Here is a 24,540-nt window from a genome sequence, read left to right as displayed (position 1 = left end):
CGAACCATGCCAGGAAAGCGGCCGCGCCGCCCATGTCCTTGTTCTTCCTTCTTTCCCGCGCCCTTGCCACCCTCGGCCGCTGGAGCGCGCCGGCGGTGGCGGCGAGCGTCTTCATCGGCCTCGCCTTGCCGCCGCTCGCGGCGGTGGCGAAGCCGCTCATCGTCGCGACCATCCTGGCCTTGCTCACCCTCGCCTTCCTGCGCACCGACCTTTCCGGCACGTTCAGCGCGCGGCGCACGGGCGTCGCGCTCCTCGCCGTCGCATGGAGCATGCTCGCTCTGCCGCTGGCGCTGGGGGCCGTCACTTCGGCCATGGGCGAGCCCTCGGGCGTCACGCTCGCGCTGCTGATGCAGGCCTGCGCCCCGCCGATCATGTCCGCCCCCGCCTTCGCGCTGCTGCTGGGGCTTGATCCCCGCCTCGTGCTGGCGGTGATGGTGGGCGCCATGGTGCTGACGCCCCTCTCGGCACCGCTGCTGGTCGCGCATTTCTCCCACGGCGCCCTCCAGCTCGACGCGCTGGGGCTGGCGGTGCGCCTCGGGGCGGTGCTCGGCGGCACCGCGGCGGCGGGGCTTGCCTTGCGCGCCTTTGCCACCCCCGGGCGCGTCGCCCTGTGGCGCGCCCATCTCGACGGCCTGAACGTGCTGCTGCTGGCCCTGCTCGCGGTGGGGCTGATGGACGGGGTGACGGCGTGGTTCATCGCCGATCCAGGTTTCGTGGCGGGGCTCCTCGCGGTGGCGTTCGCCCTGTCCCTTGGCGCTCTCGGGGTGACGGCGCTGCTGTTCCGGCGGATCGGGGCCGGCGACGCGCTGATGGTGGGGTTCGCCGCCGGGCATCGCAACATTTCGGTGATGGTGGCCGCCACCGGCGCCGTGCTGCCCCCCGAGACGTGGCTCTACGTGGCCGTGGCGCAGTTTCCCATCTACCTGCTGCCCCTGTTCCTGATGCCGCTGGCCCGGCGCATCCGCGCCGTCGACCCGGAGGCATGAGACTCCCGTCCGGCAGAAGCGCGCCCCGGCGGCTACCCCCCAGGGCGCCTTTCTGCTAGAGCCCTCGCCTGACCTGAGATTTCACGAGCACCGCAATGATCCCCCGTTACAGCCGGCCCGAAATGGCCGCCATCTGGTCGCCCGAAACCCGCTTCCGCATCTGGTTCGAGATCGAGGCCCATGCCGCCGATGCCATGGCGGCGCTTGGCATCGTGCCGAAGGAGGCCGCGGCCAAGATCTGGGAACTGGGCGGCAAGGCCGAGTTCAACGTGGACCGCATCGACGAGATCGAGCGGGACGTGAAGCACGACGTCATCGCCTTCCTCACCCACCTGTCCGAGTTCGTGGGCCCCGAGGCGCGCTTCGTGCACCAGGGGATGACCTCGTCCGACGTGCTCGACACCTGCCTCGCCGTGCAGCTCGCGCGCGCCGCCGATCTGCTCATCGCCGACGTGGACAAGCTGCTCGCCGTGCTGGAGCGCCGGGCGTTCGAGTTCAAGCTCACGCCCACGGTGGGCCGCTCCCACGGCATCCACGCCGAGCCCACCACCTTCGGCATCAAGCTGGCCATCGCCGCGGCCGAGTTCCAGCGTTCCCGCGCCCGGCTGGTGGCCGCCCGCGCCGAGGTCGCCACCTGCGCCATTTCCGGCGCGGTGGGCACCTATGCCCACGTGGATCCGCGTGTGGAAGCCCATGTGGCGGAAAAGATGGGGCTTCAGGTGGAGACGGTCTCCACCCAGGTGATCCCGCGCGACCGGCACGCCATGTTCTTCGCGGTGCTGGGCGTTGTCGCCTCGTCGGTGGAACGGCTCGCCACCGAGGTGCGTCACCTGCAGCGCACCGAAGTGCTGGAGGCGGAGGAATATTTCTCGCCCGAGCAGAAGGGCTCCTCGGCCATGCCGCACAAGCGCAACCCGGTGCTCACCGAGAACCTCACGGGCCTTGCCCGCATGGTGCGCGCCTATGTGACACCAGCGCTGGAGAACGTGGCCCTGTGGCACGAGCGGGACATCTCCCACTCCTCGGTGGAGCGCATGATCGGCCCGGATTCCACCGTGACGCTGGACTTCGCCCTGTCCCGCCTCACCGGCGTGATGGACAAGCTGGTGGTCCACACGGACAACATGCAGAAGAACATGGACAAGCTGGGAGGCCTCATCCACTCCCAGCGCGTCCTGCTCGCCCTCACCCAGAAGGGTGCGAGCCGCGAGGACAGCTATCGCCTCGTGCAGCGCAACGCCATGCGCGTCTGGCGCGGCGAAGGCGACTTCCGCACCTTCCTCCTGGCCGATCCGGACGTGCGCAAGTACCTCTCGGAAGACGACATCAACGAGAAGTTTGATCTCGGCTATCACCTGAAGAACGTGGATACGATCTTCACCCGGGTGTTCGGCCGGGCCTGAGCGGGGCGAGCAGCCCCCATCGGGGGCCGCTTCATTCGCATGATTGTTCTGGTCGGGCCCGCGCCCGATCATTTTTCTATGTGCGCTGGTCTATCCGCGCCGCGCCTTGCGCGCTCGCACCCGGGCACTTGCACCCAGGCACTTGAACCCGCCCACTTGCACCCGGACAGCCGTGTTCATGCACGATGCCGGCCATCCCGATCCTGAAAGAAACACCTGATGGGGTGGAACACCTGATGGGGTGGAACACCTGATAGGGTGGGCAGTCGCGCATGTGGCGCGCAGCAACGGGACGGCCACGCCGGGAGACGAGCAGGCGCCTGAGCCTCAGAAGACCGCGACCACGCCCACCAGGAACGCCAGCGGCGGCAGCCACATCATGGCCAGCGCCAGATCGCGCCGGTTGCGACGCCACATCCACAGCCCCAGGGCCGGCGACAGCAGGCAGATGGCGAGGGTCGATCCCCATCCCAGAACGGCTGACGCTTCTCCCCGCGCACCCTCCGGGCCGCCGAAGACGAACCCGGAGATGCCAATGAGGAGCGCGGCGAGGCCGGCATTGATGACAAGGCCGAGCGCGATCGCGAGTTTCAGCGCAAGCGGCGCCGGAGGCTGGGCTTCGGACACGCTCACGCTTTCATCCGTCTCTCAGCGCGGTTCAGCCGACGGCGCGGTCGCGCAGGGCGACACCCTTTTCCTCGAGCATCGGCAGCAGTTCGCCCGACTGGAACATCTCACGGACGATGTCACAGCCGCCCACGAACTCGCCCTTGATGTAGAGCTGGGGAATGGTCGGCCAGTTGGCATAGTCCTTGATGCCCTGGCGGATGCCGTCGTTCTCGAGCACGTTCACGCCCTTGAAGGGCACGCCGACGTGATCGAGGATCTGCACCACCTGGCCGGAAAAGCCGCACTGCGGGAATTGGGGCGTGCCCTTCATGAACAGGACCACGTCACCCGACTTCACGATGGCGTCGATGTCTTCGCGAATGCTCATAGGTCAAATTCCAAGCTGGCGGGCCGGCAAAGGAGGGCCCTATGGGTCAAAGATCGGCCTTCGCGGCGCAAAGCGCAAGGGTCACGGGGTCACTGCCCCCGGGGCGGAGCAGCCCGGGCGGGCCGCGCCTGGCCCACCCGGAGGCTCATTTGCGCGGCGCGTAGAAGGTGCCCTCCACCTCGACGATGTCGTCCTGGTTCAGGCGATCGACCTCGATGATGGTGCGCGGCGGATACGGACCCTTGCCCCACAATTCCTCCTGCACCTTGTTCACGATCGGGCGAAAGCGAAACATGTCGGTCACGTAGACCACGAGGCGCACCGAATCCTGCAGGCTGGCGCCTTCGGACTTTGCGATCAGCTCCATGTTCCGGAACGCCTGGCGCACCCGCGCCTCGTCGCCCTGGACGAGGGCGTTGGTCGCCGGATCGATCCCGCGCATGCCGGCGACGAACACGAAGTCACCCGCGCGCGTGCCGAGGTTCCAGGTGCCGGTCGGCTTGATTGCACCTTCGGGCGCGAGGGTCTTCACCCCGTTGGGGGAGTCCGCGACGGCCGGAGCGCCGGCAAGGACGAGAAGCAGACCGGCGGCGCAGGCGCGATACCAGGTGCGGGGCATGGACATGGGGCTCTCCTTCGGGAAGACACCCACAGTCACACGCAATTACCGCCACCCGCAAATAGCCAGACGCTGCACCCGATGCGGAGAATCAATCGGCGGTAGGCGCCGACGTCTGCAGCGCCAAGGCATGCAGCACCCCGCCCATGTTCCCCCTGAGGGCGGCATAGACCATCTGGTGCTGCTGGACCCGGCTCTTGCCGCGAAACGCTTCGGAGACGATGCGCGCGGCGTAGTGATCGCCGTCGCCGGCGAGATCCTCGATCACCACCGTCGCGTCGGGCAGCGCCTCCTTGATGAGCTGCTCGATGTCGCGGGCGTTCATGGGCATGGTCACGGGATCCTTGCAAATCGGGCGTCCCGGATCAGGACGACGCCCCCATATAGATGGGCAACCACGTCTCGTGCCGGTCGCGCAGCGTTTCCACGACTATCGAGCGGTCGTCCGGCAGGATCAAGCGATCCCCGCCGGTCTTGCCGATCTTCGCCATGGGGACGCCCGCCATCTCGGCCTTGTGAATCACCTCGGCGCTCTGGCCGGAGGGAACCGTGACCACGTAGCGCGCCTGGTCCTCGCCGAACCACCAGGCGTAGGGATCAAGGCCGGCGGGCGGGGCTTCCAGGGAGGCGCCCACATGCCCGGCCATGGCCATCTCGGCGATGGCCACCAGCAGGCCGCCATCCGACACGTCGTGCACCGCGGTGGCGATGCCGTCGCGGATAAGGCCGCGCACGAAGTCACCGTTGCGCTTCTCGGCGATGAGGTCGACCGGAGGCGGCGCCCCCTCCTCCCGCTCGCAGACGGTGGCGAGGAAGGCCGAGGCGCCGAGCCAGCCCTGAGTCTTGCCGACGAGGAGGACGGGCTCCCCCGCCGCCTTGAAGGCAAGCGTCATGGTCTGGTCGAGATCCTCGATCAGGCCGACGCCGCCGATGGCCGGCGTGGGCAGGATCCCCTTGCCGTTGGTCTCGTTGTAGAGGCTGACATTGCCCGACACGACGGGGAAGTCGAGCGCCTCGCAGGCGGCGCCGATGCCTTTCACGCAGGCCACGAACTGGCCCATGATCTCCGGCTTCTCGGGATTGCCGAAATTCAGGTTGTCGGTGACCGCGATGGGGGTCGCGCCAACGGCGGTGAGGTTGCGCCAGGCCTCCGCCACCGCCTGCTTGCCACCCTCGAACGGCCCCGCCTCGCAATAGCGCGGCGTGACATCGGTGGTGAGGGCAAGGGCCTTCGGCCCGTCCTCGATGCGCACCACCGCCGCGTCGCCGCCCGGGCGCTGCACGGTGTTGCCGAGAATGAGATGGTCGTACTGCTCCCACACCCAGCGCTTGGAGCACAGGTCAGGCGAGGCGATGAGCCGTTCCAGCGCATCGGCCACCGAGGCACCGGTGCGCACCTCGGCCGGATCGATCACCGGGCGCGGCGCGGGCTCCTCATAGGGGCGGCGATATTCCGGCGCCTCGTCGCCCAGTTCCTTGATAGGCAGGTCCGCCTCCACGAAACCCTTGTGCTTCACCACGAAACGCAGCGTGTCGGTGGTATGGCCGATGATGGCGAAGTCCAGGCCCCACTTGCGGAAGATGGCCTCGGCCTCGTCTTCCTTGCCATCGGCGATCACCATGAGCATCCGCTCCTGGCTCTCCGACAGCATCATCTCATAGGCGGTCATGCCGGTTTCGCGGCAGGGCACGGCGTCGAGGTTCAGCTCCACGCCGAGGTCGCCCTTGGCGCCCATCTCCACGGCGGAGCAGGTGAGGCCGGCGGCGCCCATGTCCTGGATCGCCACCACGCAGCCTGCCTTCATGATCTCCAGGCAGGCCTCAAGAAGCAGCTTCTCGGCGAAGGGGTCGCCCACCTGCACGGTGGGACGCTTCTCCTCGGCATCCGCGCCGAACTCCGCCGAGGCCATGGTGGCGCCGTGGATGCCGTCGCGGCCGGTCTTGGAGCCCAGATAGACGATGGCGCGGCCGACGCCGGTGGCCGCCGCGTAGAAGATCTCGTCCGTCCTGGCGATACCCACCGCCATGGCGTTGACCAGGATGTTGCCATTGTAGCGCTTGTGGAAGCCCACCGAGCCACCCACCGTGGGCACGCCGAAGGAGTTGCCATAGCCGCCGATGCCGGCCACCACGCCGGCCAGCAGGCGACGGGTCTTCACGTTGTGGCAATCGCCGAAGCGCAGGAAGTTGAGCGCCGCGACGGGCCGCGCGCCCATGGTGAACACGTCGCGCAGGATGCCGCCCACGCCCGTCCCCGCACCCTGGTAGGGTTCGATGAAGGAGGGGTGGTTGTGGCTCTCCATCTTGAACACGACGGCGAGGCCGTCGCCAATGTCGACCACGCCGGCATTCTCGCCGGGGCCCTGGATCACGCGCTTGCCTGTGGTGGGCAGGGTGCGCAGCCAGACCTTGGACGACTTGTAGGAGCAATGCTCGTTCCACATGGCGGAGACGATGCCGAGCTCCGTGATCGACGGCTCGCGGCCGATCAGCTTGACGAAGTGCTCATACTCCTCCGGCTTCAGGCCGTGCTCGGCCACCAGCTCCGGAGTGATGCGGGGCGTATTGGGAATGAGGTTCATAACGGGGTCGCCCGATGTCCTTGTCCTGAGGCGCTGCGGCCAGCACCACAGTCTGCTTCCATTACCGGCGGATGATCGCCGCGTTCGCTCGTGACGCTGTCGCTCCGCCCACCGCCCCTAGCACAGCGACCCGCGCCCAAGCTTTGCGGTCTCCGCCCGCAATTTACTTGTCAGCCCCGGATCCTGATCAAACTCCACTAGACGGATGATGTAGCCACTGGGGCGGTCAGGAATGCGGATAATTTCTAGTTGTGATTCCGTCTGACCGGACGCCTTCTCGGCGATGTCCCAGCTGTCAATGACGTGCTGGCTCGAGTTCGATGAACTCTTGCTGACAGCATAGTCGCCGAGCACCCCTCCCGCCCGCGTCCAGCACCCGGCCACCGCCCGGCGGACCTCCTGCGACACCGACTCGGCGGTCCGTCCATATTCCATGGCGATCACTGTCTTCTTTGGCGCGGCAGCTGCACCTTCCGGGGCGTTCGCCGCCGGCACCGTCGCGCAGGCGCCCAATGCGGCAACAGGAACCGCAAGACCGCTATTCCGGACGAGATTCCGCCATGCGTCCAAAGCCATTTTACGCCGCCTTCAGGGCGCCGGCGAGGCTCTCGAACAGGCCACGGCCGTCGGTGGGGCCGATCTCCGGCTCGATGTAGTTTTCAGGGTGCGGCATCATGCCGAGCACGTTGAACTTCTCGGAATAGATCCCGGCGATGCCGTTGATGGCCCCGTTGGGTCCATCCGTCTCGTCGATCTGCCCGTCGCGGCGGGCATAGCGGAAGGCGACGCGGCCCTCGGTCTCCAGCCGGGCGATGGTCGCCTCGTCGGCGGTGTAGTTGCCTTCGCCGTGGGCGACGGGGACGCGGATGAGATCCCCCTTGCGATAGGCCTTGGTGAAGGGCGTGTCGGCCCGCTCCACTCTCAGGCGCACCTCGCGGCAGACGAAGCGCAGGCGCGCGTTGCGCACCAGCACGCCGGGCAGCAGCCCCGCCTCGCACAGGATCTGGAAGCCGTTGCAGATGCCCAGCACCAGGCCGCCCTTTGCGGCATGGGCACGGACGGCATCCATGATGTTGGCGCGCGCCGCGATGGCGCCGCACCTGAGATAGTCGCCATACGAGAAGCCGCCGGGCAGGACCACAAGGTCGGTGCCGTTCGGCAGTTCGTGCTCGGCGTGCCAGACCACCTGCGGCTTGGCGCCGGCGACAAGGCGGAGCGCGCGCACCGCGTCCTGCTCACGGTTGGAGCCTGGGAAGAGGATGACGGCTGGTTTCATGATCTCTCAATGGGCGCAGGCAGGGTCGAGCCGGCATTCGGGAGAGCGACGCTGCTGAGCCGTATCGGCCATTTTAGCATATCGCCCATGTCACATCACTCCGCGCGGTCGCATCACTACTCCGCGAACTCGACCTTGTAGGTCTCGATGACGGTGTTGGCGAGGAGCTTGTCGCAGGCATCCTTGAGGGCGCCCTCGGCGGCGGCGCGGTCGTTGCCGGCAAGCTCCACGTCGAAGACCTTGCCCTGGCGCACGCTCTGCACGCCGGAGACGCCGAGGGAGCGCAGCGCGCCCTCGATGGCCTTGCCCTGCGGGTCGAGCACCGCGGATTTCAGGGTGACGATCACACGGGCCTTCATGACAGCTTTGCCTTCATGACACCTTCTGCTCTCTGCCTGTCCCGTCGCCACGCGGATGCGGGCGGGGCGGGAGTGGACCGGGCCGGCAAGCGGAGCAATCCGTTGCAACGCAAAACGGGGGCCGATCCGGCCCCCGCCTAGCATCTTTCGGCCACAGGGCTCAATGCCCTACTCCACCGGCCTCGCTCACAGCCTCACTTGACCAGAACCGGGCCCTTGCCCTGGGTCGGATCGTTCTCCATGAGAATCCCAAGCCGGCGGGCCACTTCGCTGTAGGCCTCGACCAGCCCGCCCATGTCGCGGCGGAAACGGTCCTTGTCCATCTTGTCGTTGGACTTGATGTCCCAGAGCCGGCACGAATCGGGGCTGATCTCGTCGGCCACCACGATCCGCATCATGTCGTTCTCCCACAGGCGGCCGCATTCCATCTTGAAGTCCACAAGACGGATGCCGGCGCCGAGGAACAGGCCGGACAGGAAGTCGTTGACGCGGATCGCCAGGGCGATGATGTCGTCGATTTCCTGGGTGTTGGCCCAGCCGAACGCGGTGATGTGCTCTTCCGACACCAGCGGGTCATTGAGCGCATCGTTCTTGTAATAGAATTCGATGATGGAGCGCGGCAGCTGGGTGCCTTCCTCGATCCCGAGACGGGTCGAGATGGAGCCGGCGGCGACGTTGCGCACCACGATTTCCAGCGGGATGATCTCCACCTCGCGGATGAGCTGCTCGCGCATGTTCAACCGGCGGATGAAGTGGGTCGGCACCCCGATGTCGTTCAACCGGGAGAAGATATACTCCGAGATCCGGTTGTTCAGCACACCCTTGCCGTCGATGACTTCGTGCTTCTTCGCGTTGAAGGCCGTGGCATCGTCCTTGAAGTGCTGAATGAGTGTGCCGGGCTCAGGTCCTTCATAGAGGACTTTCGCCTTGCCTTCGTAGATTCGGCGGCGGCGGCTCATGGGAATATACCGCTGATTGAGGAAATCCATGGGTTTGCCAAGGCTCCGTTCGTGTGACGCTCCTCGGCGGGACCGGAACGGCTGTCGCCAGCTCATACCAAGCCCGTGCGGACCCTAGCCGATCGGGCGGCGCAATACAACGTAAGTGCATGCCCGCGGCAAATACGCCACCCTCGCCCGGCCGTCACCGACCGGACCTGCGGGACGCGACAGGAAGCGGCGCCTCGCCACCGTTGATCTAAGGTGAGGCGAAGGATATTCAAGGCGCGCGTGCGGCCACAGGGCCGTGCAAACCGATCCCGGGCGGCGCGCCGCCGCCCATTCGCCAGGAAGAGGGGTGCCATGACCACGTTCGACAAGCGCGAGGAAGGGTTCGAGAAGCGCTTCGCGCTCGACGAGGAGACCCGCTTCAAGGCCGTCGCCCGCCGCAACAAGAAGCTCGGCCTCTGGGCGGCGGAGAAGCTTGGTCTCTCGGGCGAGGACGCCCAGGCCTATGCCAAGGAAGTGGTGGTCGCCGACCTGCATGAAGCCGGCGACGAGGACGTGTTCCGCAAGCTGCGCGGCGATTTCGATGCCAAGGGCGTGGACGTGTCCGACCACCAGATCCGGCGGAACATGGACGAGTTCATGGCCGCTGCCGCCGCCGAGGTCAAAGCGGGCTGACGCCCCGCCGGGCCAAGCGGGGCCGCCTGGCCACCCGCTTGCTTCAGACCAGCCTCCAGATCAGCAAAAAGGCCGCCCCATGGGGCGGCCTTTTCGTTTGGTGGCATCGCGTTTGGTTGCGTTGCGTCCGGCGTTGCCGTCAGCGCGAATAATACTCGACCACGAGGTTCGGCTCCATCTGGACCGGATAGGGCACCTCGTTGAGCTCCGGCACGCGGGCGAAGCGGGCGGCGAGCTTGTTGGCGTCGAGCTCGATGTAATCGGGCACGTCGCGCTCGGCGAGCTGCTGGGCTTCGAGCACCAGAAGCATCTGGCGCGAAGCTTCCTTCACCTCGACCACGTCGCCGACCTTCACCAGGTAGGAAGCGATGTTCACGCGCTTGCCGTTCACCTTCACGTGTCCGTGAGAGACGAACTGGCGGGCGGCGAAGATGGTGGGCACGAACTTGGCGCGGTAGACCACCGCATCCAGGCGGCGCTCCAGCAGGCCGATCAGGTTGGCGCCGGTGTCGCCCTTCAGGCGCGAGGCCTCGACGTACACCTTGTGGAACTGCTTCTCGCCGATGGAGCCGTAATAGCCCTTCAGCTTCTGCTTGGCGCGCAGCTGCACGCCGAAATCGGACAGCTTGCCCTTGCGGCGCTGGCCGTGCTGGCCGGGGCCGTACTCGCGGCGGTTCACCGGGCTCTTGGGGCGGCCCCAGATGTTCTCGCCCATACGGCGATCGATCTTGTGCTTGGCCGCAATGCGCTTGCTCATGTAACGCGGATCCTTAGGTCTTAAGGTTGGTTGGGATCGCGCCCCTCCTCTGCGAACCGGGCGCAAGGCCCATTCCGCCGACAGGCTCGCCCGGCGCGCTGCCGATCGATGCCACGGGTGCGTGAAACGCCGAACGGGCCGCTGACGGCCCGCTAGGTGGCCGGCTTCTTAGTCGCGAAACCGTGCAGTGTCAATGTGCGCGGCCCAATGGCGCCACCTCACGCGGCCAGGCGCGTGACGCGGATCGTCAGCCCGAGGCCGCACAGGGCGATTCCCGCCAGCACCTCGGCCGCGCGTGCGAACCGCTCGCCCACCCGCCATCCCACCACCGGCCTGCAATGCCATGGCCCTTGCCGGTCCGGCCGACGGTGCGCCAGTATGCCGGCGCCTTGTCCTCCCGCGCGTCCACCTACCCTGCCCCGGAGACTTCCTTGCGCGTCCTCGTCTTCCAGCATGTCGCCGCAGAACACCCCGGCAGCCTCCGCGATCTCATGCGGGCGGATGGCGTGGTGTGGGATCCCGTCGAGCTCGACGAGGGCGAGGCGATTCCGCCCCTCGACGGCTATGACGCCCTCATGGTGTTCGGTGGCCCCATGGATGTGTGGCAGGAGGAGGAGCATCCCTGGCTGGTGCCCGAGAAGGCGGCCATCCGGGACTGGGTCTCGGCGGGGCGACCCTTTCTCGGCGTCTGCCTCGGCCACCAGCTTCTCGCCGAGGCACTGGGCGGCAAGGTGGGGCTGATGTCCGCGCCGGAAGTGGGCGTGACCGATGTGACCCTCACCAAAGCGGGGCAAAGCTCGCCCCTGTTCCAGGGGTTTGCCCCCACCTTCCCCACCCTGCAATGGCATGGGGCGGCGGTGCGGACGCTGCCGCCCGGTGGCGTCATCCTCGCCGAGAATGCCCATTGCCCCATCCAGGCGCTGCAGGTGGGCCCGCGCGCCTTCGGCATCCAGTACCATGTGGAGCTGACCGAGACGACTGTGCCCGAATGGGGCGCCATCACCGAATATCGCTGCGCGCTGGAGGCCATCGTCGGGGACGGCGGCCAGGCGGTGCTGGAAGCCGCCACGCGCGAGAAGATGCCGGTGTTCCGGGACGCTGCGGCCAAGCTCTACCGCAATTTCAGAGCGACCTGGGGGTGAGGTCCGGAGGCTGTGCGCGACGGCGCCCTTCTGGCGTGGCGGTACGTGGCCGCGCCGGAGGACGGGCAAGACCCTGCACGTCTACCACACCGGCGACGCTCTCGCCCTGGACCGGCGGACCAGCCGGCTGAACATCGAGCTCGGCGCCGACGAACATATCGTCAAGGCCTGGATCGGCTGAGGTCCCCTCACCGCCTCTGCCGCAGCGTGTTGAGCACGGCGATGGAGGCGTAGCCGTCGGCCGGGCTGATGCCGGCCTTCTCCTGGAACGCCTTCACCGCGCGCATGGTATCGGCGCCCACGCGCCCGTCGGTGCCGCCGGTATTGAAGCCCGCAGCGGTGAGGCGCTGCTGCACCTCCTGAACTTCCGCCAGGGTGAGCGCCCGCTCGCCACCGGGCCAGGGCGTCGCGAATGGCCCGTCCCCCATGACCCGGTCCCCGAGGTGCAGCACGGCGAGGGCGTAGTTGGACGAGGGATTGTAGCTGCGCACCGCATAGAAATTATGCAGCAGCAGCAACGCCGGGCCGCCGGGGCCGCCGGGAAGCCACAGCCGGGCCGGCTCGTCGTAGCCGGAGATGGACTGCCCCTCCACCGTCACGATGCCCTGCTGGCCCCATTGCGCCAGCGGACGCCACGTCTTGTTGTCGGCAAGGTCGGTGTTGAAGCCCGCGGGCATCTTCACCTCGAAGCCCCACGGCTCATCCCGCCGGTACTTGCCGCGCTTGACGATGTAATTGGCGGTGCCGGCCAAGGCATCGTCCGGCTTGCCGAAGGGCGAGATGCGCCCGTCGCCGTCGAAGTCCACGCCCATGTTGAGCCAGACCTCGGGCATCCACTGGGTGTGGCCCATGGCCCCGGCCCAGGAGCCGGTCATCTCCTGCGGCGTACCCCAGCCGCGCTCGACGATGACCAGCGCGTTGAGCAGTTCCGCCTCCCAATAGGAGCGGCGGCGCGCATCGCCCCAGGCCAGAGCGGCGAGCGAGGGGAAGATGGGCTTCATGTGGGCGGGATTGTTCAGCACGTCGCCGAAGGCGCTCTCCATCCCCCAATAGCCGAGCATCACCCGCCGATCGACACCGAAGGCCTTCTCGATGCGCTCCAGCAGCCCGGCATATTGGCGCGCCCGCTCCTTGCCCGTGGCGATGCGCCAGTCGGACACGCGGCGGTTGATGTATTGCCAGGTCTGCTCCTTGAACTCCGCCTGGTTGCGGTCCTGGGCATAGACGCTGGTGTCCGGCTTCAGTCCCGAGAACACGCGATTATAGGTGGCGTCCGAAACCCCACGGGCGCGCGCCCTCGCCCGAAAGGTCTCGACCCACCGCGGAAAGGGCTTCGCCGCCTGCTGCGCGAGGGCCGGCGTGGCCAGGGTGGCCGCGCCCATCAGGCTCAGGGTGAAGGCACGTCGGTCGATCCCGCGGGTCATTCCATCCCCTTGTCTGACATCATGAAATTTCCGCGGGCGCCAGCACTTCCGGCGCCGCGACCGCACGGCCGACGATGGACGAGACCCGCTCGGCCTCAAGCGGCCGCAGGGTCGAGACCACCCGCACCGGCGTGCCGTCGGCCGGGCCGATGGACGGACCGATAAGCTGCGTCACCCGCCGCGCGATGGCGGGCGCGGGATCGATCCAGGTCACCGGCCAGGGCGCGAGGCGCGTGAAACGGTCGAGGAGGAGCGGATAATGGGTGCAGGCGAGCACCACCGTATCGGTGCGCCGGCCGCCGGAGGAAACGAAACAGGGCGCGATCTCGGCGGCGATGTCGGCATCGTCCACCTCGTCACCGGCCACGGCCGCCTCGGCGAGACCGGCGAGCCGGTCACTGGGCACGAGGGCCACGTCGCAGCCGGCGGCGAACGCGCGGATGAGCTCCGCCGTATAGTCGCGCCGCACCGTGCCGGGAGTCGCGAGGACGCTGACGCGCTTGGTGCGGGAGGCGAGGCAGGCCGGCTTCACCGCCGGCACGGTACCCACGAACGGCACGGCGTGGCGGGCGCGCAGCATGGGCAGGGCGAGGGTGGATATGGTGTTGCAGGCGATGACCACCAGATCGGGCGACACTTCGCCGATCAGCTGCCCCACCACATGGCCGACGCGGGCCACCAGTACGTCGTCGGCAAGGGCACCATAGGGAAATGCGGCGTCGTCCGCGGCATAGACGAAGCGCGCGTCGGCGCGCGCACGGGCGATCTCGCGGAAGACTGAGAGCCCGCCCATCCCGGAATCGAAGACGAGAATGGTGGGCGCGCCCTCAGGGCGCGCCGCGGGAACCTCACTGGGAAGCTGGGCAAATGGGAGCGACACGGGATTCTCGGCAGCGGCAGCTACGGACGCCATGGCTTATCCTCAACAGCGCGGGCGAGATTGTGACGCGCGCACCGTAAAGGAAGCATGAGCAAAGCGACGTCCAGGGCGTGGACCGTCGCCCTGCCCGCTTGGAAGCGCCGCATCACCTCTTGCGGCGGGCAGGCCCTTCCGGCGGGGGCGTCCCATCGGCGAAGCCCCGGGCCTGGCCGATCCAGTCCTCCCGCTCGATGCGCCCCGGGAAGGCCAGGTAGCTGCCCACCCACATCACTTCCTCCGGCGTCCAGGCGGCGATCTGACGAAAGTGGAAGATGCCCAGCGCGTGGAGGCGACGCTCGTTCTGCGGGCCGATGCCCTTGAGCAGCTTCAGGTCGTCCGCCGTCCCGCCTTCGGGCGCATCCAGCGTCGGCGGCCGCACGCCCGGATGCGATTCGCTCGCGCCCCGCTCCCGAGGGGGTGGCGGCTCATGCGGGTCCTCCTCCTCCGGCGGCAACGGAGGCGCCGATGCGAGCAGCCGGGTGAAGAGGTCGGGCTCCGGTTCCGGCCGGGCCGCAGCGTCCTCCGCCTTGCCCCCCGCCCGCGCCGGAAGGGCCGATTGCGCCGGCGCAAAAGACGTGGACCGGGGCACGGCGGGAGCGCCGAAATCGCCGTTCACCAGCCGCTGCGGCGGCTCGGACGGCGGGCGCGCCCGGTCCGGCACATCGTCCCCCGCCCCGGCTCGCAGGCGGCGGCCGAGGAAGAGGCCGAGCGCGAGCCCGGCCAGAAAGGCGAACGCCAGAAGCAGAAGCGCCTCGGTATTGAAGGCGGTCATGCGCGCCTCCCGTTGTCTGAGCGGCCCATGGCCAGGCCGGTGAGAAGGCCAATGATGAGGGCACCGAGGAGATAGGGCCACAGAGCAAGGGCGAGATAAATCACGGCGCGTGCTCCTTCACCTCGAATTCGATCCGGCGGTTCAGCGCCTTCCCGGCTTCCGTATCGTTGGGCGCCACCGGCTGCCCGGCACCGAAACCGGCAGAGGAGAGACGATCGGCGGGAATGCCCGCATTCACCAGATAGGCGAGGACGGCGGCGGCCCGCGCTTCCGACAGGCGCTGGTTGAACTCGCCGTCGCCCATCCCGTCCGTGTGGCCGGAAATGCGCACCACCGCCGAGGGACAGCGCTTCAGCGTGAAGACCAGCCGGTCGATGAGGCCGCGGCTGCGCCGGTCGATCTCCGCGCTGCCGATGGCGAAGCGAATGGTGCCCCGCCCCAGGAGCTCACCCACCAGCTTGCCGCAGGTGCCCGCATCCACGGAGGGGCCGGCGGGGGTGGCCTCAAGCGCCGTTTCTATCACGAAGGGGGGGCGCACCGACCGCCTCAGCTCGTTCTCCACGTCGATCGCCGCCCCGGGGACGAGGATCGCGCCCGAAAGGCGGAGCTGTGCGTCCACGAGGCTGAGTTCGCCCGCTCCCATCCGCGACAGCTGGCCCAGCCCGGCGAGCGCCGCGCCGACAAACCCTTCCGGGGCGCCCGCGCCCACGGCGGAGACATCGTTCACCTTCTCCCGCAGGAAGTCACGCTCAAGCACGGCCTTGAGGGCGTCGTGGGCCGCCATGTCGGGGTAGAAGCCCGACACCGTCAGCTCGCTCCCCTCCCGCCGGACGGAAAACACATAAGGCGAGATGGTGGGCGGCTTCACCGCGGCTGCCGTCGCAACGACGCCCTGCGGCGGTGCCTTCACCGCCTGCTGGATGGACAGGTACGCGGCCGAATCGAGCGCTTCGCCGGAAAGGGTCACCTGTGTCCCCGAAATCTCGGCCGCCCCGGCGCGCAGCTTTGCGAGCTGGGTCACGGCGAAGCCCGCCGCGCTCACCCAGAGCTCCGGAGCGGGACCTCCGGAGGCCAGCCGCATCTCGTCGGTAACTTGCGCGCCTGAAAACGTGGTCCGCGCCGCATCCACGAGCAGCCGCCGCGCCTCGTCGGAGGGAGCAAAGCCGGTGAGGCGCACGGCCTCGGCGGTGCGGTCGAGCCGCCAGGTAAAGGGGACGGCGCGCGGGGGCTCCACCGCAAAGCGCGTGATCTGGAAGCCCTCGGGCGGCGCCTTGCGAAGGGCCGAGATCCGGTCGAAGGCGGAAAACCCCGGTGCCGCACCCTCCACCGCGATGGAGCTGTCCGACAAGGTGACGCGGCCTCCGGGCAGCTGGGCGAGGAGCAGGCCGGCGAAGCGCACCGCCTTCAGCCAGAGTTCCGTGCTCGGCGCGCCGTCCGCGAGGCGGGTGTCGTCCTTGATCCCGATGCCGGTGATGACGGAGGACAAGGCCGCCGCCACCTCCGCCCGCGCCGGCGCGGAGGGCACGAAGCCACTGAGGCGCAGCATGCCGCCGTCGCGGACGGCCGACCAGTAGAACGGGGAAGCCACCGGCGGGCGGACGGCGAAACGCGCGAGGGTCATCCCGTCCGGCAGCGGGCCGTGCATGATCTCGGCGAGGGCGTCGTAGCTGGCGAGGTCCAGGGCCCGCCCCTCGATGGCGATGGCCCCGTCCGACAGGGTGATGCGACCGGAAGGCAGCTTCTTGAGCTGGGTCAGACCGAAGGCGACCAGCGCCGCGAAATCCCCCGGCGGGGCGCCCCTGGCCCGCACCAGCCGGTCCAGCCCGGTCACCACATCGCCGCCGGAGCGGGCGATGGCCCCGATGCGCCGGAGCGAATCGACGGAGGGCACATAGCCGTCGAGGGCGATGGCGCGCCCGTCCTTGATCGCGCTGAAGGTGAAGGGACGGCGCTCGGGCAGGAGCGTGGTGCGGTCCTGCACCACCCGCACGCCGAACAGGCCCTCGAGCGAGGCGCGGACCTTGATGCGCGCCTCCTCCGCCAGCGCCTCGCCCTCGAGCGTGGCGTCGCGGCCCTCGAACCGGGCGGACGCCCAGGACTCACCCGTGCGGGCGAGGATGTCGGCGGCGGCCGCGTCGAGTTCCGCCTCCACCGGCTCGCGCGCGATCGAGAGCATGACCACGGCGAGGGCGCACCAGACCACGAGGCCCGCGACAAGGACCCTCCACCTCCTCCATGGAGATGCGCCCGGCCCGGCGCCGTTGGTCCGCTCCGCCCCGGCGGCGCGATCGTTCGAGGCCCCCTGCGGGCCGGCAGACGTCATGGGTCGCGCGCTCCCCGGGATCCCTCTCCCCAGGATCCCGCCGGCGCGGCTCGGCGCGCCGGTAGATCCTCTCCACTCCTGCGAGACCGAGACGGGCTGCCGCCCCGGCAACGACGCCGCAACGGGTCCGGCGGGCCGGCCGCGTTCGGCCTCCACCCGGCCGATGCCAAGTGGATGGCGGGGAGTTGAGCACATTTCGGCGCGGGTTCGGAAGCCTCGCGCATCTGGATCGGATCGGCCGCCCACCGCGGAGGAGGATCTCCTGCCAACGGCCTCGGTCTTCGAGCGATACGGAGCGGGCCGCGCTCAGGCGCCGCGCCGGCTTGGACCAACGGCCGATGCGTCAAGCTCGTCGGCGGTTGGCATGCGCGGCCTCCGCGCGTCCGGCGATGCCGGACGGCGACCTGTTCCTCTCGGTCCCATGGGGATGCGGGATCTTGCCCGGCCTTGCCGCCGCCGACGGCGCGTCCGCGGCGCAGGCGCCGCGGACCACGGGACCCGGAGCGGGCTTCGCACTCAATAGTTGATGGTCGTGCGCACCCCGAACACCGACGCGTTCTTGATGGTGGTCAGGCCGAACGGATCGTTGGGATTGAGAACGCCGCCGCCGGGGTTCCAGATGTACTGGAAATCGGGTTGGATGGTCCATCCGGGCATGATCTGCGCCGAATAGGTGACTTCCAGCACCGTCTCGCTGCTGCGAATCGGATAGTAGGCGCCGGAATAGAGGCCCGTATCCCGGTCGAAGTCGCGCGCCGCGGCAGTGACGCGGGCGGTGCCGAAAGCGACGCCGAAGGAATCATCCTCGCGGCCGGGCACCATGCCCTTGAAGTTGACGCCCCCATCCGCATAGAAGCCGATCTGGTTCTGGGCGCTCGGCGCGGCTGAAAGCCGGCCGAAGACGCTGATGCCCTTATCCTTCGTGCCGGGCATGCGATAGATCATCTGATCGATGATGGCATAGAAGGAATAGTCGCCGCGGATCTGGTTCGGCAAGCCGATGGAAGCCGGGCTCGCCAGCGGGATGCCGAAGATGTCGTAGCGCTGGTCGTCGAACGAGTTGGAATTGTACCACGCGCCGAGCTTGATGGTGCCCGGCAGCCAGGCGGCAGTGTCGCCCTTGTTGTAGCTGTAGGCCACCTCGCCGATCACGAACACGCCCTGATCGACCAGGAAGTTGAGGCCGTACTTGTTCTCCTCCTGCGGATCGCCGCAGCAGGGCGCCGGATTGCCGTTGAAGACACCGAGCATGTAGGTGAAATCGTCGTTCGGCACCCACTTCAGCCGCACGCCGGGCGTGGCGAGGGGGTAAGCGGGGCCGCCGCTCGGCAGGTCGGCGGCGAAGAGGGCCGGCCACCCGAAGGTGGAGTTCAGGAACAGGGCGCCGTTCTCGCTGGCGGCGAACTCGGAATCGGCGGACAGCTGCCCGAACCGCAGGCTCGACTTCCCGTCGGCGAAAGCCTGCTCGATGTAGAGCTCGAACAGGCGGGTCGACGACAGTGCGTCCACATTGCTCACGCCCATGATGTTGCCCAGGAACTCGCCGGAAAAGCCCGATCCCTGGATCTGCAGCACGCTGGCGTGGAAGGTGGCGCCTTTCCAGCTGAACAGCTTGTCCAGGTCCGCATCCAGGGAGAACTGGAAGCGCCCATTATAGGCGGTGCCGGTGCCGAGCCCGCCGTCGGCATTTCTCCACAGCTCGCCGATGTAGTTGACGCCGACCTTGATGCCCGCATCCGCCAGCTTCGTGCGATAGCCGCCCCAGTCACCGAGCCAACCCAGGTGGGGCGCGATGGACGGCTCAGCCTCCTCCTCCGCCGGCGCTTCGGCAGCCGCCGGCGCCTTGGTGGAGACGTCTGCCGCCATTGCCCCCGCGCTGCCCAGAAGGATCACCGCGGTCATGCCGGCGGCCAGAAACGATTTCACGCCCCGGGTCCCGCAACCTGCTGTGTCAACTTGCAATTCGCGCTCGGCATCCTGGCGCCCCGCGGCGTTGATCATCTCGAATCCCTTCGTGAACACCCCAACGCATATTGGCAAACCCGGGCCTTGAAATGAATTCCCGAAGAAAACTAAAGAATTATTCTAATTCAATATTTAGCCGGGACGAGTTTCCTCACGAATATACAAAAAAGCCCCGGCGGAATACCGCCGGGGCCTCTTTTTTCAACCGATGCCGTGAAGCAGCGATCAGAAGTTCCGCTGCACGCGGACGCCGCCCGACCAGATGTCGGTGGAGCCGCCCATGAGCGAGCCGATCGCAGTGCCGGTGTTGCTGATGGCCGTGTACTGGCCCAGCGGCACCGAGCCGTCGACCTTCGAGTACAGCACTTCCGCGCCGATATCGAGGTTCTTCACCGGCGACCAGATGGTGTTCACACCCACCTGCCACATGTTGAAGTCGAAGGCGGCGACGATGTTGTCCGGCACTTCGTAGGAGAGGTAGCCGGCATAGAGCGCCGAGCGCAGGCCGGGCGTCCAGTAGTGGCGGAACTGGCCCTGCAGCGACCAGCCCTTGGTCAGGCTGGTGTCGCCGAAGACGTTGGTCGCCACCGCATCGGCCACGGTGTAGAACGCGCCGTTCGCGATCAGCGAGCCGCCGACCTGGGTCAGGTCGATGGAGCCGACGCCCACGGAGCGGCCCTGGGCGGTGCCGGAGAGGCCGATATAGGAGGCCGCACCCTGCTCGTAGCCGGCCTGGATGAACAGGCTGTCACCCGCCGCGAGGAAGGGCAGCTTGAACTCCACGGTGCCGCCGATGGCCCAGCCCCACTGCGAGCTGGTCTCGATGCCCGGGACGAAGCCGGCATACCACGGAAGCGTCGCGACCACCTGGTGCAGGGCACCGGACAGCTGCGCGGAACCCCAGGCCTGGTCGAGGCGCAGGTTGGCCACGATGTCAGGCGCCTGCTGGCCGCCCTGGAAGTTGGTGTAGGACAGACCGGTCGCAACCGTGCTGACGCCGAACACCGGCTGGGCGGTGGAGCCGCTCATCTGCACGCCGGTGGTACGGTTGGCCGTATCTTCCAGCGAGAGGGTGGCGGAGAAGCCGTTGCCGAACTGGGCGGTGTAGGCCGCCAGGGTGGTCCACATGTTGGAGCCGGCGTACGGCGTCGTCAGCATGTAGTTCAGGCCGGTGTCGAAGAACGACTGGGTGTAGCCGAACGTGAAGCCGGAGAACTGGATGAAGGCGCGCTCGAAGTACAGGCCGTTGTTCGGGCCCACGCCGGCGCCGCTCTGGGAGTTCCACTCGGCGCCGAAGCGCACGTAGGAACGCAGGGTGCCGTAGTCGGTCTGGGTACGGGCGTCGAAGTCGATCGTGCCGCGGACGCGGGTCAGGTAGTCGTTGTCGTCGCCGTCCGAGAAGGGATAGGCGAGCGCACCGGCGGCGCCGGCGCCGTTGAAGATCGTGCCGGCCGGCGAGGCGATCGCCGGGTTAAAGGTGCCGACCGAATTGATGTAGGTATCGAAACGGGCGTAGCCGCCGATCTTGATGCAGGTGTCGGTGCCCGGGATGTAGAAGTAGCCCGCGCCGTAAGCCGAGCACACCTTGACGTATTCGACAGCCTTTGCCTTGACGGGCAGGTCGGCGGCCTGAGCTCCGGCTACAGCGACGAGACCCGCCGCGCTGCCGAGGAGAAGGCTCTTCACCATCTTCATCGTGTGACCTCCAAGTTTGGTTCCGAGGGAGCGAGTTCCGCTTCGCCGGTGCGGCTTGCACCCCGAGAGAGTTCTGCCCCGATTCCCAGCGCCTATTTGACCGTTTCGAAAAACGCCCCAACACGCGATGGGCGACCGGGGACTGCCCCCCTTCGTCGCAAAGCCAACATACAAAAGGCCGAACTGTGATCAATGAGAACGGCACCAAACACGCCTTTGGGAGGGTGCTTTTCCGGTAAGTGTTGCAGGAATGGCACTCATGGACTTGACCTATCAAAATACCTTCAACCCAGGCGGGACGACGCATGCGTCAGACCGCACAACTCATTGTTAATCTTTATTTTTTATCATCTTGAGCGTAGCCTTTGTGGATACGCCGGAGGCGCGCGGCGGCGGGCCGGGGGGCATTCCTCGGGCGCTAAAGCGTAGCCATGAGGCCCCTCCCCCTCCGGGCGCGTCGGGAAACCGGGGCGTGTCCCTTCAGCAACACTCCACGCCCTGGCTTGGGGCGGCGGGGCGGATCGCTTCCGCAGGGGCAGGATTCGCGGGTCAGGGGGCGCAGAAAGGTGGCCTCGATTCGCTTTGCCGGCGCATTGTCCATCGGCGCGGCGCTCCGTCGGCGGATCGCATTCCGCAGGGGCACGAACAGGAACGGGGCCACGACGTGGGAGCGGGAATGGCGGAGACGGAGGGATTCGAACCCTCGAGACCCTTTTGGGGGTCTGCTCATTTAGCAAACGAGTGCCTTCAGCCTCTCGGCCACGTCTCCGGCGCCTCTCCGTATGCCGAACCCCTGCCCGCTTTGCAAGCCGCGCGCCTCATTTACGTGGAGGAGAAAACCTCCGCCGGCATCCCGAAGCTGCCGCAATGCCGTCGCGGAGGCTAGGCGCCGCGCGTCATGCTGCGGACCGCTTCGGTTATCGCATGGAACACGCCGCCCCAGTTGCCCGGCTCGACCTGCCGGAACAGTCGGAGGCTGGGAAAAAAGACGCTGCGGTCGCCCTCATAGCCCCAGCGCCAGTCCGGCACCGCCCGCAATGCCACGAAAGCCGGGTGGGCCCGCACGCCGCACAAGTGGGTAAGCGCCGTATCACTGGAGATCACCAGATCGAGGTGATGCAGCACGCCAACGGTATCAGTGAAGATGCCATCGGCGTTGAAATCATGCCCGAGCTGAACGACGGAATCGGCAAACGGCACCTGCTGCAACTGGTCTCGCCCGGCCCCGTGCTGAAGGCTGACCAAACGCACTCCGGGCAGTTTCGCCAGCGGCGCAAATTCCGCCAACGGTATGGACCGTCCCACATCCACATTGCGCGACGGGTTCCCCTGCCAGTTTATGCCGATGGTGAAGAGGCTTTCGTCCCTCACCCAGCTCCATTTCGCAATTCGATCGGGTGAAGCGGTAATATAAGGCGGCTCAGGCCACCGCTCCGGATCAGGCTGCAGCAGAAGCGGCAGGCTGCCCGCCGCGATCCAGCGCAGCCCGGGCCGCATCGTGTCGATCTCCGACAAATCGCCGATGATGGACACACGGGCATCCAGGTTCTGCAGCAGCGGCACCAAGCCCGGGCGGGTCAGCAGCACCGTGCGGATGTCGTCATCCGCGAGGAGACGCACCAGACGGCTAAAGAGAAGTTCGTCACCGATGCCCTGCTCGCCCAGTACGACCAGCATTTCCGGCCTTTCCCGTCCATCCCAGCGGGTGAACGCAAGCGGCCGGAAGGGCGGCGGGAGCGTATGTTCTCGGGACTCGTAGGCGGTCCAGCCGTCCGTCCACCGCCCATGGGCAAGGTCGTCCGCCGCCGTCAGAAACCGGCCGTTCGGCTCCTGTGGATCTCGTTGCAACGCGAGCTCCAGAGCGGGACGAATCTCTTCCGACCGGCCGAGATCGCCCAAGAGTCGCGCGCGGGTGACGTACGCCGACGCAAGCTGCGGATCCGCGGCAATGGCCCCCTCCACGTCGGCCATCGCACCCGCGAAGTCCTCTCCCGCCCGGCGGACCTCTGCGCGATGCTGCCGAAACCGTGCCGACGCAGGTGTCGCCGCGAGCGCGAGATCGCACTGGGCGAGCGCTGCCGGAAAATCCTCCAAGAGGCGCAATACGACGATCAACTCATCACGCACGATCGCGTCGGTCGCATTGTGCTCCAGAGCCGCATAAAAACTGTCGCGGGCCTCCTCCAGCCGGCCCCGGCTCATCAGGCTGCGCCCCTTCAGGGCGTATCCTTCCGACGATTTCGGCGAAAGACGGATGACTTGGTCGGCGGCGGCGGCCGCGGCGGCTGTTCGATCGAGCTCGAGCAGCGTGGTCGCCTTGGCGATCCAGTAGCGAGCCTCCCCGGGATGCAAGGCCGTGAGGGCTTCGATGTCGTTCAGAGCATCTTCGGGGCGTCCGAGTTGCAACAGGGCAGTCGATCGATTCGCAAGCGCCTCCGTCGACCGACGATCAAGAGCCAGCACCTGATCGAACCGCGCCACAGCTTCGGCCTGGCGGCCGAGAGCGCCGAGCACGCCACCGGCGAGAAAATGGGCTTCGGTCAGCTGGGGAGCGAGCCTTGCCGCAGCCTCGAATGCCGCCAGGGCGGGCTCCAGGTCCTGGACGGCCTGCAGGCACGCTCCGAGGAGCAAATGCGCGTGCGGATTGGTCGGGTTCCTCTCGTGCGCCCGGCGGGCGGCAACGAGGGCCTCCTTGGCATGGCCCCCTTGCAGGTATGCAAGCACGAGAAGACGAGCGATCTCAAAAGCGGATGGCTGTGCCTTGACGAGGCGGCGATAGATACTGATCGCCTTGTCGAGCTTGCCCTTGCGATGCAGGTCGGCGGCCCGATTGAACTCTGCGCGCACGTCTAACGTCATGGATGCGCGTCTCCAGGCACTGGATGTTTGAGCCCGGTTGTAGATCAGCTTGCGGTTAGAGGGAACGCCAAGATGACTATTCCGATCGGCGTGGCGTGTCTCAAGGACGCGCCCGCTGCCCGAACAGCACGGCTTGCGCGTCCTTGTCCTTGGAGATGTCGGACTTCGCCCGCTCCTCGGCGTTCACCGCGAGGCCGCGCTGCACGGCCGGCCGGGCCAGGACCCGCGCGAGCCAGGCCTTCAGGTGCGGAAACTCCTCGATGTGCTGGCCCTGCCGCTCCCACAGCTTCGACCACCCGAGGCAGGCCATGTCGGCGATGGAATAGGCGCCGGCGAGATAATCCCGATCCTTCAGCCGGGTGTTCATGACGCCGTAGAGCCGGTGCACCTCGTTGGTGTAGCGCTCGATGGCGTAGGGGATCTTCTCCGGCGCATAGGTGCGGAAATGGTGCGCCTGGCCGGCCATGGGGCCGAGCCCGCCCATCTGCCAGAACAGCCACTGGTCCACCTCCACCCGGCCGCGCTCGTCGGCGGGGTAGAACTGGCCGGTCTTGCGGCCGAGATACTGCAGGATCGCCCCCGACTCGAACACCGAGAGGGGCCGCCCGTCCGGTCCGTCGGGATCGATGATGGCCGGGATCTTGTTGTTCGGCGAGATGGCGAGGAAGTCCGGCTTGAACTGGTCGCCCTTGCCGATGTTCACGAGCTTCACCTCGTACGGCAGGCCGCATTCCTCCAGCATGATGGCGATCTTCCACCCGTTGGGGGTGGGCCAGTAATAGAGCTCGATCGGCGAAGCCTGAACCTGGGCCATGATGCGCTCCCTCCGGCCGTGTCGGC

At 67.6% G+C, this 24,540-nt stretch carries 22 protein-coding genes and 1 tRNA gene; 4 read left to right on the top strand and 19 right to left on the bottom strand.

Annotated features, from left to right (window positions below; all coding sequences use genetic code 11):
* Positions 1-32 precede the first annotated feature (32 nt).
* Both EZH22_RS19230 and purB read left to right on the top strand, forming a co-directional pair.
* Positions 33-986, top strand: a complete 954-nt coding sequence (locus EZH22_RS19230; protein ID WP_203192091.1) for a Na+-dependent transporter — start codon at positions 33-35, stop codon at positions 984-986.
* A 95-nt stretch (positions 987-1,081) separates the two neighbouring features.
* The gene (gene purB / locus EZH22_RS19225; RefSeq protein WP_203192090.1) at positions 1,082-2,389 is read left to right on the top strand and encodes an adenylosuccinate lyase; all 1,308 of its coding nucleotides are present in this window, start codon (positions 1,082-1,084) and stop codon (positions 2,387-2,389) included.
* 327 nt (positions 2,390-2,716) lie between these two features.
* Here purB and EZH22_RS19220 read toward each other — a convergent pair whose 3' ends face one another.
* The 9 genes from EZH22_RS19220 to purC all read right to left on the bottom strand — a co-directional run bounded on the left by EZH22_RS19220 (position 2,717) and on the right by purC (position 9,211).
* Positions 2,717-3,022 (bottom strand): hypothetical protein, encoded by a 306-nt coding sequence (locus tag EZH22_RS19220; protein ID WP_203192089.1) that lies wholly within the window; start codon positions 3,020-3,022, stop codon positions 2,717-2,719.
* A 25-nt stretch (positions 3,023-3,047) separates the two neighbouring features.
* Complete coding sequence (gene grxD / locus EZH22_RS19215) at positions 3,048-3,386, bottom strand: Grx4 family monothiol glutaredoxin (protein WP_203192088.1); 339 nt, start codon at positions 3,384-3,386, stop codon at positions 3,048-3,050.
* A gap of 145 nt (positions 3,387-3,531) precedes the next feature.
* Positions 3,532-4,011 (bottom strand): RidA family protein, encoded by a 480-nt coding sequence (locus EZH22_RS19210; protein WP_231711045.1) that lies wholly within the window; start codon positions 4,009-4,011, stop codon positions 3,532-3,534.
* An 85-nt stretch (positions 4,012-4,096) separates the two neighbouring features.
* A complete protein-coding gene (locus tag EZH22_RS19205) occupies positions 4,097-4,336 on the bottom strand; it encodes a BolA family protein (protein WP_203192087.1) in 240 nt (79 codons plus the stop codon).
* A 34-nt stretch (positions 4,337-4,370) separates the two neighbouring features.
* A complete protein-coding gene (gene purL, locus EZH22_RS19200; protein WP_203192086.1) occupies positions 4,371-6,587 on the bottom strand; it encodes a phosphoribosylformylglycinamidine synthase subunit PurL in 2,217 nt (738 codons plus the stop codon).
* Between the two features lie 117 nt (positions 6,588-6,704).
* On the bottom strand, positions 6,705-7,163 hold the full coding sequence (locus tag EZH22_RS19195; RefSeq protein WP_203192085.1) for a hypothetical protein: 459 nt from the start codon (positions 7,161-7,163) through the stop codon (positions 6,705-6,707).
* Position 7,164: 1 nt separating this feature from the next.
* Positions 7,165-7,863 carry a phosphoribosylformylglycinamidine synthase subunit PurQ gene (gene purQ / locus EZH22_RS19190; protein ID WP_203192084.1) on the bottom strand — a complete coding sequence of 233 codons (699 nt, stop codon included), beginning with the start codon at positions 7,861-7,863 and terminating at the stop codon, positions 7,165-7,167.
* Between the two features lie 116 nt (positions 7,864-7,979).
* Entirely contained in the window at positions 7,980-8,222 is a 243-nt protein-coding gene (gene purS / locus EZH22_RS19185; protein WP_203192083.1) for a phosphoribosylformylglycinamidine synthase subunit PurS, read from the bottom strand.
* Positions 8,223-8,416: 194 nt separating this feature from the next.
* Positions 8,417-9,211 (bottom strand): phosphoribosylaminoimidazolesuccinocarboxamide synthase, encoded by a 795-nt coding sequence (gene purC / locus EZH22_RS19180; protein ID WP_203192082.1) that lies wholly within the window; start codon positions 9,209-9,211, stop codon positions 8,417-8,419.
* A gap of 312 nt (positions 9,212-9,523) precedes the next feature.
* Between purC and EZH22_RS19175 the strand changes: the two genes are divergently transcribed.
* Positions 9,524-9,844 carry a DUF1476 domain-containing protein gene (locus tag EZH22_RS19175; RefSeq protein ID WP_203192081.1) on the top strand — a complete coding sequence of 107 codons (321 nt, stop codon included), beginning with the start codon at positions 9,524-9,526 and terminating at the stop codon, positions 9,842-9,844.
* A gap of 139 nt (positions 9,845-9,983) precedes the next feature.
* Here the strand turns inward: EZH22_RS19175 and rpsD are convergent, their stop codons facing one another.
* Positions 9,984-10,601: a 30S ribosomal protein S4 gene (gene rpsD, locus EZH22_RS19170; RefSeq protein WP_203192080.1), complete on the bottom strand. Its 618-nt coding sequence runs from the start codon at positions 10,599-10,601 to the stop codon at positions 9,984-9,986.
* A gap of 431 nt (positions 10,602-11,032) precedes the next feature.
* Here rpsD and EZH22_RS19165 point away from each other — a divergent pair, with 431 nt between their 5' ends.
* On the top strand, positions 11,033-11,743 hold the full coding sequence (locus EZH22_RS19165; protein WP_231711044.1) for a type 1 glutamine amidotransferase: 711 nt from the start codon (positions 11,033-11,035) through the stop codon (positions 11,741-11,743).
* A 188-nt stretch (positions 11,744-11,931) separates the two neighbouring features.
* Here EZH22_RS19165 and EZH22_RS19160 read toward each other — a convergent pair whose 3' ends face one another.
* From EZH22_RS19160 to EZH22_RS19120, 9 genes are all read right to left on the bottom strand, one after another.
* Positions 11,932-13,167 carry a lytic murein transglycosylase gene (locus EZH22_RS19160; RefSeq protein ID WP_203192078.1) on the bottom strand — a complete coding sequence of 412 codons (1,236 nt, stop codon included), beginning with the start codon at positions 13,165-13,167 and terminating at the stop codon, positions 11,932-11,934.
* A 19-nt stretch (positions 13,168-13,186) separates the two neighbouring features.
* Positions 13,187-13,960 (bottom strand): aspartate/glutamate racemase family protein, encoded by a 774-nt coding sequence (locus EZH22_RS19155; RefSeq protein WP_231711554.1) that lies wholly within the window; start codon positions 13,958-13,960, stop codon positions 13,187-13,189.
* Positions 13,961-14,192: 232 nt separating this feature from the next.
* Positions 14,193-14,858, bottom strand: coding sequence for a hypothetical protein (locus tag EZH22_RS32935; RefSeq protein WP_408647616.1), 666 nt, complete (start codon positions 14,856-14,858; stop codon positions 14,193-14,195).
* 100 nt (positions 14,859-14,958) lie between these two features.
* Positions 14,959-17,181, bottom strand: coding sequence for an OmpA family protein (locus EZH22_RS19145; RefSeq protein ID WP_203192076.1), 2,223 nt, complete (start codon positions 17,179-17,181; stop codon positions 14,959-14,961).
* A gap of 516 nt (positions 17,182-17,697) precedes the next feature.
* The gene (locus EZH22_RS19140; protein ID WP_203192075.1) at positions 17,698-19,107 is read right to left on the bottom strand and encodes a carbohydrate porin; all 1,410 of its coding nucleotides are present in this window, start codon (positions 19,105-19,107) and stop codon (positions 17,698-17,700) included.
* A 264-nt stretch (positions 19,108-19,371) separates the two neighbouring features.
* Positions 19,372-20,841 (bottom strand): porin, encoded by a 1,470-nt coding sequence (locus EZH22_RS19135; protein ID WP_203192074.1) that lies wholly within the window; start codon positions 20,839-20,841, stop codon positions 19,372-19,374.
* A gap of 677 nt (positions 20,842-21,518) precedes the next feature.
* A tRNA-Ser gene (locus tag EZH22_RS19130) sits at positions 21,519-21,610 on the bottom strand.
* Positions 21,611-21,723: 113 nt separating this feature from the next.
* Positions 21,724-23,700 carry a tetratricopeptide repeat protein gene (locus EZH22_RS19125; RefSeq protein WP_203192073.1) on the bottom strand — a complete coding sequence of 659 codons (1,977 nt, stop codon included), beginning with the start codon at positions 23,698-23,700 and terminating at the stop codon, positions 21,724-21,726.
* A 100-nt stretch (positions 23,701-23,800) separates the two neighbouring features.
* Positions 23,801-24,514, bottom strand: coding sequence for a glutathione S-transferase N-terminal domain-containing protein (locus EZH22_RS19120; RefSeq protein ID WP_203192072.1), 714 nt, complete (start codon positions 24,512-24,514; stop codon positions 23,801-23,803).
* Between the last annotated feature and the right edge of the window lie 26 nt (positions 24,515-24,540).

Source organism: Xanthobacter dioxanivorans, from assembly GCF_016807805.1.
GTDB lineage: Bacteria > Pseudomonadota > Alphaproteobacteria > Rhizobiales > Xanthobacteraceae > Xanthobacter > Xanthobacter dioxanivorans.
The sequence above is the reverse complement of the archived record's forward strand: the minus strand, read 5'-3'. Positions and strand labels throughout refer to the sequence as shown.

Coding starts and splice junctions, on each gene's coding strand:
- EZH22_RS19230 (WP_203192091.1), top strand. CDS start 33: ATGTCCTTGTTCTTCCTTCTTTCCCGCGCCCTTGCCACCCTCGGCCGC.
- purB (WP_203192090.1), top strand. CDS start 1,082: ATGATCCCCCGTTACAGCCGGCCCGAAATGGCCGCCATCTGGTCGCCC.
- grxD (WP_203192088.1), bottom strand. CDS start 3,386: ATGAGCATTCGCGAAGACATCGACGCCATCGTGAAGTCGGGTGACGTG.
- EZH22_RS19210 (WP_231711045.1), bottom strand. CDS start 4,011: ATGTCCATGCCCCGCACCTGGTATCGCGCCTGCGCCGCCGGTCTGCTT.
- EZH22_RS19205 (WP_203192087.1), bottom strand. CDS start 4,336: ATGCCCATGAACGCCCGCGACATCGAGCAGCTCATCAAGGAGGCGCTG.
- purL (WP_203192086.1), bottom strand. CDS start 6,587: ATGAACCTCATTCCCAATACGCCCCGCATCACTCCGGAGCTGGTGGCC.
- EZH22_RS19195 (WP_203192085.1), bottom strand. CDS start 7,163: ATGGCTTTGGACGCATGGCGGAATCTCGTCCGGAATAGCGGTCTTGCG.
- purQ (WP_203192084.1), bottom strand. CDS start 7,863: ATGAAACCAGCCGTCATCCTCTTCCCAGGCTCCAACCGTGAGCAGGAC.
- purS (WP_203192083.1), bottom strand. CDS start 8,222: ATGAAGGCCCGTGTGATCGTCACCCTGAAATCCGCGGTGCTCGACCCG.
- purC (WP_203192082.1), bottom strand. CDS start 9,211: ATGGATTTCCTCAATCAGCGGTATATTCCCATGAGCCGCCGCCGCCGA.
- EZH22_RS19175 (WP_203192081.1), top strand. CDS start 9,524: ATGACCACGTTCGACAAGCGCGAGGAAGGGTTCGAGAAGCGCTTCGCG.
- rpsD (WP_203192080.1), bottom strand. CDS start 10,601: ATGAGCAAGCGCATTGCGGCCAAGCACAAGATCGATCGCCGTATGGGC.
- EZH22_RS19160 (WP_203192078.1), bottom strand. CDS start 13,167: ATGACCCGCGGGATCGACCGACGTGCCTTCACCCTGAGCCTGATGGGC.
- EZH22_RS19155 (WP_231711554.1), bottom strand. CDS start 13,960: ATGGGCGGGCTCTCAGTCTTCCGCGAGATCGCCCGTGCGCGCGCCGAC.
- EZH22_RS32935 (WP_408647616.1), bottom strand. CDS start 14,858: ATGACCGCCTTCAATACCGAGGCGCTTCTGCTTCTGGCGTTCGCCTTT.
- EZH22_RS19145 (WP_203192076.1), bottom strand. CDS start 17,181: ATGACGTCTGCCGGCCCGCAGGGGGCCTCGAACGATCGCGCCGCCGGG.
- EZH22_RS19135 (WP_203192074.1), bottom strand. CDS start 20,841: ATGAAGATGGTGAAGAGCCTTCTCCTCGGCAGCGCGGCGGGTCTCGTC.
- EZH22_RS19125 (WP_203192073.1), bottom strand. CDS start 23,700: ATGACGTTAGACGTGCGCGCAGAGTTCAATCGGGCCGCCGACCTGCAT.
- EZH22_RS19120 (WP_203192072.1), bottom strand. CDS start 24,514: ATGGCCCAGGTTCAGGCTTCGCCGATCGAGCTCTATTACTGGCCCACC.